General features: G+C 63.9%; 9 protein-coding genes. 5 read left to right on the top strand and 4 right to left on the bottom strand.

The annotated features are described in order from the left end of the window. Positions 1–6: 6 nt before the first annotated feature. Positions 7–507: a DUF305 domain-containing protein gene (locus BLR13_RS07220; RefSeq protein WP_074825924.1), complete on the bottom strand. Its 501-nt coding sequence runs from the start codon at positions 505–507 to the stop codon at positions 7–9. 235 nt (positions 508–742) lie between these two features. Between BLR13_RS07220 and BLR13_RS07215 the strand changes: the two genes are divergently transcribed. The 4 genes from BLR13_RS07215 to BLR13_RS07200 all read left to right on the top strand — a co-directional run bounded on the left by BLR13_RS07215 (position 743) and on the right by BLR13_RS07200 (position 7,207). Continuing rightward, entirely contained in the window at positions 743–2,056 is a 1,314-nt protein-coding gene (locus tag BLR13_RS07215; RefSeq protein WP_074825926.1) for an aspartate aminotransferase family protein, read from the top strand. 22 nt (positions 2,057–2,078) lie between these two features. Further along, on the top strand, positions 2,079–3,743 hold the full coding sequence (locus BLR13_RS07210) for a hydantoinase B/oxoprolinase family protein (RefSeq protein WP_074825928.1): 1,665 nt from the start codon (positions 2,079–2,081) through the stop codon (positions 3,741–3,743). A 2-nt stretch (positions 3,744–3,745) separates the two neighbouring features. After that, positions 3,746–5,788 (top strand): hydantoinase/oxoprolinase family protein, encoded by a 2,043-nt coding sequence (locus BLR13_RS07205; protein WP_074825929.1) that lies wholly within the window; start codon positions 3,746–3,748, stop codon positions 5,786–5,788. Between the two features lie 195 nt (positions 5,789–5,983). Further along, a complete protein-coding gene (locus BLR13_RS07200) occupies positions 5,984–7,207 on the top strand; it encodes an ABC transporter substrate-binding protein (RefSeq protein ID WP_091977439.1) in 1,224 nt (407 codons plus the stop codon). A 143-nt stretch (positions 7,208–7,350) separates the two neighbouring features. On the opposite strand, the gene BLR13_RS07195 is transcribed toward BLR13_RS07200, so the two are convergent. Both BLR13_RS07195 and BLR13_RS07190 read right to left on the bottom strand, forming a co-directional pair. Then, positions 7,351–8,565 carry a mandelate racemase/muconate lactonizing enzyme family protein gene (locus tag BLR13_RS07195; protein WP_074825930.1) on the bottom strand — a complete coding sequence of 405 codons (1,215 nt, stop codon included), beginning with the start codon at positions 8,563–8,565 and terminating at the stop codon, positions 7,351–7,353. A gap of 194 nt (positions 8,566–8,759) precedes the next feature. After that, positions 8,760–10,001 carry an amidohydrolase family protein gene (locus tag BLR13_RS07190; RefSeq protein WP_074825932.1) on the bottom strand — a complete coding sequence of 414 codons (1,242 nt, stop codon included), beginning with the start codon at positions 9,999–10,001 and terminating at the stop codon, positions 8,760–8,762. Between the two features lie 169 nt (positions 10,002–10,170). Here BLR13_RS07190 and BLR13_RS07185 point away from each other — a divergent pair, with 169 nt between their 5' ends. Beyond that, the gene (locus BLR13_RS07185) at positions 10,171–10,590 is read left to right on the top strand and encodes a hypothetical protein (protein ID WP_074825935.1); all 420 of its coding nucleotides are present in this window, start codon (positions 10,171–10,173) and stop codon (positions 10,588–10,590) included. Between the two features lie 97 nt (positions 10,591–10,687). Here the strand turns inward: BLR13_RS07185 and BLR13_RS07180 are convergent, their stop codons facing one another. Further along, positions 10,688–11,446: a GntR family transcriptional regulator gene (locus tag BLR13_RS07180; protein WP_074825938.1), complete on the bottom strand. Its 759-nt coding sequence runs from the start codon at positions 11,444–11,446 to the stop codon at positions 10,688–10,690. Between the last annotated feature and the right edge of the window lie 20 nt (positions 11,447–11,466).

Below are 11,466 nucleotides of genomic sequence, written 5' to 3'. Positions count from 1 at the left end.
TAGCTCCTAGTTCTTCGTTCCGTGGGTCATGTTCATGTGATTCATGTGATCGTGCGCCGCCGGCTCCGAAACCGGGGCCTTGTCCGGTTGCGTTGGCGCGGGAGCGGAAGGCACGACTTGCTCGCCGATCGCAAGCTTCATCGCCGCGATCTCCTGCAACTGGCTGACGATGATTTCCTGCGCGATGCGCCGCAATTGCTCGTTCTTGCCGTAGCGCAATTCGATCACGGCCATGTCGATGGCGCCCTGATGGTGCGGGGCCATCATGGCGACGAAATCGCGATCGATGTCGCCGCTTGGCTTCGCCGCCATGTCGTTCATCATTTTCGTCATCGCCGCATCGTTCTCGGCGAGAAACGCGCTTTCATCTGGGCTGGCGGCCTTTTGGGCAGCCGGATGGGTTTCATGCGCAAACGCCGAAAACACCAGAGACGGTGCGGCGAAGGCGACGAGGAGACGCGCGCCGAACAGCGCCATTCGCAGGCCTGGTTTGAAAAATGGCAGCATTGTTGCGGTATCCTGAGGTTTGAACTGGTTCGTTGAACGCTTGCATGGGTGGTGACGCGTGGCGTCGGGTTCTATTCCGTCGGCCGCTGGATTTTTTTGAGCGGTTCCGGACACGTAAACGTGAGCCATTGGGCCTCTGCCGTGTGGAGCACGCGGAAGGGCTTCCGAAGAGGCGGCGATTTGCGGGCAAAAATCCAGCCGCTATAAGGATTGGGCCCAGTTCACAGGAAGCCGCATGTACCCGGATCCAAATTCCTCGTCGCAAAAAATGTACGACCGCGCGCTGGCGAGCCTGCCCGGCGGCAATACCCGCACCACCGTGTTCATGAAGCCGTATCCGATCTATGCCGCGCGCGGCGAGGGCTGCCGGGTCTGGGACCTCGACGGCAACGTCTATATCGACTGCATCAACAATTTCACCTCGCAGATCCACGGCCACGCCCATCCCGCGCTGATCAAGGCCGCGACGACCCAGCTTGCGATAGGATCGGCGTTCGGCCTGCCGACCGAATCCGAAGTCGATCTCGCCGAACTGCTGGCGGCGCGCTTGCCGTCGGTCGACCAGGTGCGCTTTGCGAATTCCGGCACCGAGGCCGTGATGATGGCGCTGAAGGCTGCGCGGGCGCATACCGGCCGGCCGAAGATCGCCAAATGCGAAGGTGCCTATCACGGTTCCTATGACTATGCCGAAGTGAGCCTCGATCCCACGCCGGAAGCCTGGGGCCGCAACGCACCGGTGTCGGTCGCCTACGCCAAGGGCACGCCCGACAACGTGCTCGCCGACGTCATCACCATTCCCTTCAACGACGCGGAAGCGGCCGTCAGCCTGATCCGCGAGCACGGACCTGAACTTGCCTGCGTGCTGGTCGATCCCATGCCGAACCGCGCCGGTCTGGCGCCGGCCGATCAGGCCTATCTGGACGCGCTGCGCAAAGTCACGCGCGAGGTCGGCGCGCTCCTGATCTTCGACGAGGTCATCACGTTTCGCTTAGGCTTTCGCGGCGCGCAGGGGTTGTGGAATATCGATCCGGATTTGACCACGCTCGGCAAGATCATCGGCGGCGGTTTTCCGGTCGGCGCGATTGGCGGCCACAAGGAATTCATGGCGGTGTTCGACCCGCGGCAGGGCAAGCCGGCATTGCCGCATGGCGGCACGTTCTCCGCCAACCCGGTGACGATGCGGGCCGGTATCGCCGCGATGGAGCTGTTGGACGACGCGGCGTTCGCGCGGCTCGACGCGATGGGTGAGGCGGTTCGCTCCGGCATCGATGCGGCGTTTCGCCGCCACGGCGTTCCCGGCCGCACCGTCGGGCTCGGTTCGCTCCTGAAGATTCACTTCGCCGACCGGCCGATCCGCGACTACCGCTCGGCGTATCTGACCGAGGAGGAGGGCAAGCGCCAGGCGGTTTTCAACCGCGGCTTGCTCAATCGTGGCGTGCTGGCGGCCGGCTATGGATTGATGGCATTGTCGACCCCGATGACGGACGGCGATATCCATGCGATCATCGAGGCGGCATCGGGCGCGCTGAAGGAAGTTGCAGCACTCTGAGCGACAACAAGAAACGGGTACAATGTCTGCCAAGATCGATCCCATCACGCGCTCCGTCGTCCAGCATCGGCTCAGTTCGATCGTCAAAGAGATGGGCGAGGCGATGCTTCGCACCTCCTATTCGCAGATCCTGAATTCCAGCCGCGATTTCTCGCTGGCGATCTGCGACACCGAAGCCCGCCTGATCGCGCAGGCCGACCACCTTCCGGTTCACGTCGGCGCGCTGCCGTGGGCGACGATCGCGGTCGAGGAACGATTCAAGGACGTCAAGCCCGGCGACGTCATCCTGCTCAACGATCCCTATCATGGCGGCAGCCATCTGCCTGACCTCACCGTCTTCGTGCCGGTATTCTCCGGCGACCGGCGGTTGCTCTGGACCATCGTGCGCGCGCATCAGAGCGATATCGGCGGCGGCACCCACGGCGCCTATAATCCCGCGGCCACCGAAATCTTTCAGGAAGGCCTGCGCATTCCGCCGATCAAACTCCACGAGGCGGGCAAGCCGCGCGACGACCTGCTCGACATGCTCGCGCTCAACGTCCGTAACCCCCGCGAATTTCGCGGCGACCTCGCGGCGATGCTGGGAGCCGCGCAGTTGGGCGAGCGGCGTGTATCAAAATTGTTCAACGAATTCGGTGCGCCGGTCGTCGAAGCCGCGGTCGAATCCATTCTGGATGCGACCGAGCAGCAGACCCGCGCCGTGGTCTCGACCTGGAAAGACGGCGTATTCCACGGCGAGGCGTTTCTCGACGATGACGGCCATGGTCGCAGCGATATTCGTATCGCGGCGAAAGTGACCAAGAAGGGCAGCGACATCGAGGTCGATCTGTCGGAGTCCGATCCGCAGTCGACCAGCTTCGTCAATTCCTCGCATGCCAACATGCAGGCCGCGGTCGCGATGGCCTTTGCCTATCTGATCGACGCCGAAATCCCGAAGAACACCGGCGCGCTGCGTCCGCTCAAGGTGATCGCCAAACAGGGCACCATCGTCTGGGCCGATCCCGGCCGGCCGGTGACGCTGTGTACCAGCCATCCCTCCAACGAGATCGTCGAGGCGATCGTCAAAGCGATGTCGGCGTCCTGTCCGGAACGGGCGATGGCGGGCTGGAGCCGCCGGTTCCGGATCGCAATCCAGGGCGAGGACCCGCGCACCGGCAAGAACTTCATCTGGCATCTGTTCCAGGCCCGCCCCGGCGGCGGCGCGTCGTCGGGCGGCGATGGCTGGTCGTCGATCGGCGAGTGGCACTCGGTCGGCGGCCTGAAATTCGGCAGCATCGAGGTCGCGGAAACGCGCTTTCCGCTGCATTTCCGTCAGCATGAATTCCGCGACGGCTCCGGCGGCGACGGCCAGTTTCGCGGCGGTCTCGGCGTGTCGCTCGATCTGGTGCTGGAGACCGAAAAGCCGGCGAGGGGCAACACCGCCGGCGACGGCGCGCGCCATGGTCCCTGCGGCATGCTCGGCGGCGAGGACGGCAAGCCGCATCACTATCGCCTGTTGTCCGAGGGCCGCGAGCCCCGCGTGCTGCGCACCAAGGAAGTCGGCATCGAGTTGCGTCCGGGCGATTGTCTCGAAATCCGTTCCTCCGGCGGTGGCGGCTGGGGGCCGCCGTCGAAGCGGTCAGCAGAAGCGCGGCAGCGCGATCGCGAACAGGGCCTTGTTGACGTTCCGGCGGAGCAGCGTAGCTAACCATGTACAGGATTGGCGTTGACGTCGGCGGCACCTACACCGATCTGGTGGCCACGGATGAAACCGGACGGACCGTATTCGCAAAATCACCATCCACACCATCAGATCAATCGATCGGCGTGATGGCGGGGCTGGAAGAACTGGCGCGGCGTCTGAACGTCACGCGCGTGGACATGCTGGCGGCGACCGACCGGCTGGTTCACGGAACGACGGTGGCGACCAATGCGCTATTGGAGCGCAAGGGCGCCAGGGTCGCGCTGCTCACCACCGAAGGCCATCGCGACGTCATCGAAATGCGCGAAGGCCTCAAGCCCGACCGCTACGATCTGCGTTCGCCGCCGCCGGAGCCGCTGGTGCCGCGCGAATTGCGCTTCGGCATTCGTGAACGGCTGAGGGCGAACGGCGAGGTTTCGATTCCGCTGGACTCGCGCTCGCTCGACAATGCCATTGCCGGCATCAAAAAATCCGGCGTGACCTCGGTCGCGGTGTGTTTTCTGCACGCCTACATCAATTCTGAGCACGAATCCGCCGCGGTCAAACGGCTGGCGCAAGCGCTGCCCGGCATCGGTGTATCGCGCTCCAGCGACGTGCTGCCGCAGATCAAGGAATATGAGCGCGTCTCGACCACGATCGTGAACGCCTACGTCGAACCGATCGTGCGACGTTATCTCACCAATCTCGAAGCGCGCCTGACCGAAGCCGGCTTCAAGGGCTCGCTGTTCGTGGTGCTGTCGCATGGCGGCATGGCGCCGGTCGAGGAAGCCTCGCGGCTGGCTGCGGGCACCGTGCTGTCGGGACCGGCCGGCGGCATGTCCGGCGGCCGGCGCTGTGCGGAGCTGGTCGGGATTCCCGATCTGGTGCCGTTCGACATGGGCGGCACCAGCACCGACATTTCGCTGATCTCGGGCGGGCAGGCGTCGCTGTCCGCCGACGGCATGCTCGCCGGCCAGCGCATCGCGCTGCGCAGCCTCGATATCGCCAGCATCGCGGCCGGCGGCGGCTCGATCGCCAGCGTCGATGCCGGCCGCACCTTGCGCGTGGGTCCTGAAAGCGCGGGCTCGGTGCCGGGCCCGGCCTGTTACGGCAACGGTGGATTGGCTGCCACCGTCACCGACGCCAATGTCGTGCTCGGCTATCTCGATGCCGCCGCCTTCATGGGCGGCAAACGTCCGCTGGATCGCGCGGCGTCGGAAGCCGCGATCGATCGTGTCGCCGCGGCGCTGGAACTGTCGCGGCAGGAAGCCGCCGCCGGCATCTACCGCATGATCAACCTGAAGATGGCCGACGGCATCCGCCTGATGACCTTGCGCCGCGGTGTCGACCCCCGGAAATTCGCGCTGCTCAGCTTTGGTGGCGCGGCAGGTTTGCACGCCGCCGAAGTGGCGCGCGAACTCGAGATCAAGCGCATCATCGTGCCGACGGTGGCGTCGGTGCTGTCGGCCTGGGGCATGCTGACCAGCGATCTCCGCTACGAAGTCAGCCGCACGCATTATGGTGCCGGCCCGCGCATCACCGCGGGCGAAGTCCGCGCGCTGTTTGCCGAGCTGGAGCAGCAGGCCGCCGGCCGCCTTCGGTCATGGTTCGATGGACCGATCGCGATCGAGCGCTCCGCCGAGATGCGCTATGGCGAGCAGATTTTTGAGATCGACGTGTCGCTGGATGGACTGGACTGGAATGCGGAAAACCTCGTCGACCAAATCGAGGACCGCTTTCACGTCAAGCATGAGGAGCTCTACACCTACGCATCGCGCGGCCAGGAAGTCGTGTTCGTCAACGCCCGCGTCGCCGCCGTCGGCGCAGTCGCGCAACGCGGGCAGGATACCAGGCCCGCACCGTCGTCCGGCGTCTGCGCGCCGCGTGGCCAACGGCAGGCCTTCTTCGGCGGCTGGCGCGAGGTGCCGGTCTATGCGCTCGACGATCTCAAGCCCGGCCATATTCTGGTGGGTCCCGCGATCATCGAGGCCGAGACCACGACGGTGCTGGTCGACACCGGCGACCGCGTGACGGTGAATGCGCTGGGGTGGCTGGATATTGCGTTGCGGTGACATGTAGATGGGTGGAGCGAAGCGATACCCATCAATACCGCTCGCGCGGCGATGGGTATCGCTTCGCTCCAACCATCCTACGATGGTAGCTAAGTCCCAACATTTGATTTCAACATCCGCATTTTCGGCGCTATCGTCGCGCCTGCTGGTCAGGCGTCGCAAGCTCCTGCTAGCTTGGCGTTCGAGGCCATGTCGATGCAAATAACAAGAGAAACCGGACGAACGTCTGCCGTTGTCGCCATGATCCTGGCGCTTGCCATGCCGCCGGCCGCGGCCGCCGGTGTCACCGACACCGAAATCCGCATCGGCAACATCATGCCCTATACCGGGCCGCTGGCTGGGTTTGCGGCGATCGGAAGGGCGGAGGCTGCCTATTTCAACATGATCAACGAGCGCGGCGGCATCAATGGACGCAAGATCACGTTCATTTCCCGCGACGACAGCTCCAATCCGGTGACGGCACTCGAAGAGACACGGAACCTGGTCGAGGAGCAGAACGTGCTGCTGATGTTCGGTTCGTTCGGCACGCCGGGCAATCTGGCGACGCGAAAATATCTCAATGAGAAGAATATCCCTCAGCTCTTTGTCGCGTCCGGCGACGAGGAGTGGGCACATCCGAAGAAGTTTCCCTGGACGATGGGCTGGCAGCCGACGTTCCGGTCCGAGGGGCGGATCTACGCCAATTACATCCAGGCTTCCTACGCGGACAGCAAGATCGCCGTGCTGTGGCAGAACGACCAGTTCGGCCGCGATCTGTTCCGCGGACTGCAGGAGGGCCTCGGTGTCACCGCCAACAAGATCGTCGCGGATATTGCCATCGAGGCCGACATGTCGATCGATACCCAGGTCGACATTCTCAAGGCGTCCGGCGCCGAGGTGCTGGTGCTCAACTGCGCGCCGCCGATCTCGGCGCGTGCCATCCGTCGCGCCGCCGAACTCGGCTGGCATCCGGTCCTGCTGCTGGTCAATGCCGCGGCTTCGATCGCCAACGCGCTGCGGCCGGCCGGACTGGAGAACGCCATCGGCGTGATCTCGACCTCGTTCCTGAAGGACATCGGCGACGTCACCTGGAAGGAAGACCCCGCCATCAAGACCTGGCTCGCCTTCATGGACAAATATTACCCGGACGGCGACAAGGACGACGGCTACGCCATTTTCGGCTATGCGGCGGCCGAAACCCTGTTGCAGGTGCTGACCCAGTGCGGCGACGACCTGTCGCGCGAGAACATCATGAAGCAGGCGGCGTCGCTGAAGAACTACCAGAGCCCGGTCGCGTTGCCGGGCATTGCGATCAACACCGGGCCTTCGGACTTCCGTCCCATCGAACAGATGCGGCTGGTGCAGTTCGACGGCACCGCCTGGCAGCCGATCGGCGACGTAATTGAGAGCGCGTTCGCGGCGAGTCCCGGGGATAATTGATCGGCGGTGTTCTTTCTTCCCCCTCGCCCCGCTCTTGCGGGGAGAGGGTCGGGGTGAGGGGCATCTCTCAGCGAGCAGAGACCATCGAGAGACCTGTACCCCTCACCCCGACCCTCTCCCCGCAAGAGCGGGGCGAGGTTGAATCACTTCTTCTGCCCGTAGTTCAACAGACCGCCCTTGCTCTTCGGCGGATGGGCGCGCAGGCCTTCCTCGTTGGGTTCGGTGCCCCAGCCCGGCCGGTCCGGGATGATGAGGTGACCGTCGACGATTTCGGGCACATGCGTGAACAATTCATGGTCCCACGCCAGCCGGTCGATATCGGTTTCCATGATGCGCAGGTTCGGCACCGCGGCGGAGAAATGCGCGTTCATCATGGTACAGAGATGACCGTAGAAATTATGCGGCGCGACGTTGACCTCGAAATGCTCGGCGGCGGCGGCGATCTTCATCGATTGCCACACCCCGTTCCACGGCGTGTCGATGATGGCGACGTCCATCGCCTGTTCGTTGAAGTAGGGCAGGAATTCGCGCAAGCCCAGCAGCGTCTCGCAGGATGAAATCGGATGCGGGCTCTGGCGCCGGATGTAGCCCAGCGCCTGCGGGTTAAACGTGTCGATCTCGACCCAGAACATGTCCATGTCCTTGATGGCGCGCAGGATCTTGAGATAGCCCTCGGTCTTGGCGTTGAAGTTGAGGTCGAGCAGCAGGTCGACATCGGGGCCGGCACCGTCGCGGATTGCCTCCAGATGCATGCAGAGATTGCGCAGCACCGCGCGGTCGACATTGATCTCGGGCTCGAACGGCGCGCCGAAACCGGGGCGCCAGCCCTGCGGCTTGCCATCGGTGTAGACGAAGATGTTGGTCTTCATCGCGGTAAAACGCTTTTCGCGTACTTCGCGGCCGATTGCCTTGACGCCGTCGAGATCGGTGATCGCGGGCTTGAACCAGTCGGGGTGATTGATGCGCCAGGTTGCGCAGTGCGACCAGTAGACGCGAACTTTGTCGCGGATCTTGCCGCCGAGCAGGTCGTAGCAGGGCACGCCGAGCGCCTTGGCCTTGACGTCGAGCAGCGCGTTCTCGATGGCGCCGAGCGCCAGCGCCACCACGCCGCCGGCGGCCGGTCGCGTCGCGGAAAACAGTTCCGCGTAGATCCGCTCGTGCTGGAATGCATTCTTGCCGACCACGCGCACCGCGAGCCGTTCGATCGCCGCCGTCACGCCGGGCGCGCCAAAGCCCTCGTCATATTCGCTCCAGCCGACGATGCCGTCCTCGGTCATGATCTTGACGAAGTGGTAGTTGCGCCAGCCGGCGTCGCAAGCGAGCGTTTCAACGCTTCTTATCTGGGATGCCTTCGCCATGATTTCCTGCCCGATTTTGTTGTTGTGTTGGGCAGATAACAAACAGGGATCGGCGGGCGCGTCAATCGGGCGGGGGCAATGCACTTTCTCGTCATGCCCGGGCTTGACCCGGGCATCCACGTGCTTGCTTTACTCCAGCAAGAAAGGCGTGGATGCCCGGCACAAGGCCGGGCATGACGACTCTCTAATACTCATCACGCCCGCGGCGGAAACAGCGTCGGCTGTTGCCGCGCAAAAACCTGGCGGCCGTTCTTGAAGCCCATCAGCATGTCAGGCATTTCCGCGATCGCGTTGGCGCCAGTGTCGGTATCGAGCACGATGAGATCGGCCGGGTTGCCCGGCGCGATGCCGTAGTCGCGCAAATTCATCAGGCGCGCGGGCAGCTCCGTGACGAGGTCGAGACAGGCGTCGAACTCGCTGATCCCGGCATGCGCGACATTGGCGTAGAAATTCGCCATCCGCAGCAGCGACGCGTCACCGAACGGCGTGAAGGGATTGAGCACGTTGTTGGTCGCGACTGAACACAGCACGCCGTTTTCGACGAGCTTGTGCGCCACCGTCAGTCCGCGCGGCGCATTGTGGGTGGCGTCGCGTCCCATCAGGTAGAGATCGGTCGCCGGAAGCACGGTGACGGCGACGCCCGATTGCGCCAGCCGCGCCGTCGCGGCCTTCAGGCTTTCAGGCGGCAGCGCCGACAGTTTGGTGGCGTGGCCGATCGCGACGCGGCCGTGATAGTTGCGGCGCTCGGTCTGCCGGCAGACCTCTTCCATGTGCCACCACGACGGATCGAGGTCGAAGTCGAGGTGCAGGTCGACATCGACGTCGAACTGTTGCGCCAGGTCGAACAGTTTTTCGATCTGCGCGTTCGGATCGGTGTCCATATAGGGACAGCCGCCGATCGCGTCGCCGCCGTCGCGCAACGCTGCGATCAAGAGTTCCTCGGCGCCGGGATCGTTGGTCAGGCCTTCCTGCGGAAACACGCAGATCGACAGGTCAATGGCCCAGGCATAGTCGCGCTTCAGGGCCTTCACTGCCTCGAAGCCGCGCAGCGCGATGCGCGGGTCGATCTCCACATGGGTACGCATCCGCGTGGTGCCGTGCACGATGGCGCGCTCGATCACGCGGGCGCCGCGGGCATAGACGTCTTCCACGGTGAAATCGCGCTTCATCGCCGCGACCGCGGCGATGGCCTCGGCCACGGTCGAGTGGTCGTGCCCGCAGCGGCCGAGCAGGCAAGCCTTGTCCAGATGAATATGGGTGTCGACGAAACCAGGCAGCACCAGTTTGCCGCCGAGCTCGATCTCGACAGCCTCGCAGGCGAGCTTTGGTTCGATGGCCGCGATCCGGCCGCCGGAGACGCCGATATCGACCGGGGTGGGCGAGGTCCGCGTCCGGGCATTGCGGAAGATCAGGTCGAAGGCCGTTTTCGCGTTCATGGATTCGGGCGGGCTGGAGGAAGCTGGAGCCTAGCGGAACGGCAGGGAACAGGCAGCTCCAGATTGTGTGCAGTTTGGAGGCCAAACTGTTCAAAAAATGTGCATGCAATTTGGCGGGCCAATTGTAGTATTTCGTACCTTTTGGAAGAAGCCGCCGGGAGAAACCAGCATGTCCGTTGCCGCTAAAGCCGAGACCAAAACCCTGTCGGATGCCGAGGTGGTGGAAGCCTATCTGACAGCCTCGATGATCCCCGATCCGGATGCGGCGGCGGCGTATATGAAGCCGGGCACCGTGATCACCTTTACCGGCGGGCGGCAATTTGATCATCCGCGCGGGCCGACCGGCTTCAATGCGCGGCGCTATCGCTGGGTCAAGAAGCAGATGGACCGCTTCGACGTCTGCCCGGGCGCGGACGAGACCGTGGTCTACAGCATCGGCACGCTCTACGGCGAATGGATCGACGGCACGCCGTTCGAGGGCAATCGTTATGTCGATCGCTTCGTGGTGAAAGGCGGCCAGATCGTCAAGATGGATGTCTGGAACGACAGCGCCGAGCGGATTCTGGTGCAGCGGGGGATTGAGGCGTAGGCCTCTCTCATCGTCATTGCGAGGAGCGAAGCGACGAAGCAATCCATTCTTTCTTTGCGCCGTGAGATGGATTGCTTCGCTTCGCTCGCAATGACGGTTAGCGCGCCCTTACCACCTTCGGCATTTTCACGACCCGCCCGCTGTCGCCGTCTTCGGCGTAAGGCGCCAGGATATCCAGCAAATCCCTGCCGCGCTGTGGGGTAGGGGCCACCAGCGCTCTCGTTGCCACCGAATCCAGATGGCTGTGCATCAGGCCCATCACCTTGCTCTCGTCGCCCTTGACCAGCGCCGCGATGATCGCGCGGTGCTCGTTGATCGCGCATTCCGAGGAATGCGGGCGGCTGTACAAGGATAGAGTGAGACAGCAGCGATAGGCGACTTCGCTGACGTAACGCACGAGAATGGGGCTGTTCGTCATATGGGCGAGCAGGATGTGGAATTCGGTTGCGAGCCGGATCGAAACCGCATCGGTGCCGTCGCGGGCGCCATCCTCGGCATCGACATGGGAATTGAGCTCGGCGACCTGCGCTTTCGTCAGCTTGCCGGCGAGCTGGCGTACCACCAGGCGTTCGAGTTCGATGCGGATATCGAAGGCGTCGCGGGCTTCCTGCCAGCTCGGCGTCGCCACCACGGCAATCCGGTTACGGCGAAGCTCGACCAGGCCCTCTGCCGCGAGTTGCCCCAGCGCATGGCGGGCAATGGTGCGGCTGACGCCGAAGCGTTCGCCCAGCGAATCCTCCGGCAATTTCGCGCCCGGCGCCAGCGCCTGCTCGATAATGGCGCGGCGAAGCGCACGGCAGATCACGCTGACCTTGTCGGACGATTCCGCAGTCTTGCTGCTCGGACGAGGCGCCATCGGGCGAATCCTGAAAGGAA

The organism is Bradyrhizobium ottawaense (assembly GCF_900099825.1).
Lineage (GTDB): Bacteria > Pseudomonadota > Alphaproteobacteria > Rhizobiales > Xanthobacteraceae > Bradyrhizobium > Bradyrhizobium ottawaense_A.
Note: the sequence above shows the minus strand (reverse complement) of the source record. Positions and strands in the feature narration are given on the sequence as shown.

Bases quoted from the DNA above. Each gene is read 5' to 3' on its own strand.
- BLR13_RS07210 (WP_074825928.1), top strand. From the start codon at position 2,079: ATGTCTGCCAAGATCGATCCCATCACGCGCTCCGTCGTCCAGCATCGG.
- BLR13_RS07190 (WP_074825932.1), bottom strand. From the start codon at position 10,001: ATGAACGCGAAAACGGCCTTCGACCTGATCTTCCGCAATGCCCGGACG.
- BLR13_RS07185 (WP_074825935.1), top strand. From the start codon at position 10,171: ATGTCCGTTGCCGCTAAAGCCGAGACCAAAACCCTGTCGGATGCCGAG.
- BLR13_RS07180 (WP_074825938.1), bottom strand. From the start codon at position 11,446: ATGGCGCCTCGTCCGAGCAGCAAGACTGCGGAATCGTCCGACAAGGTC.
- BLR13_RS07195 (WP_074825930.1), bottom strand. From the start codon at position 8,565: ATGGCGAAGGCATCCCAGATAAGAAGCGTTGAAACGCTCGCTTGCGAC.
- BLR13_RS07220 (WP_074825924.1), bottom strand. From the start codon at position 507: ATGCTGCCATTTTTCAAACCAGGCCTGCGAATGGCGCTGTTCGGCGCG.
- BLR13_RS07205 (WP_074825929.1), top strand. From the start codon at position 3,746: ATGTACAGGATTGGCGTTGACGTCGGCGGCACCTACACCGATCTGGTG.
- BLR13_RS07215 (WP_074825926.1), top strand. From the start codon at position 743: ATGTACCCGGATCCAAATTCCTCGTCGCAAAAAATGTACGACCGCGCG.
- BLR13_RS07200 (WP_091977439.1), top strand. From the start codon at position 5,984: ATGCAAATAACAAGAGAAACCGGACGAACGTCTGCCGTTGTCGCCATG.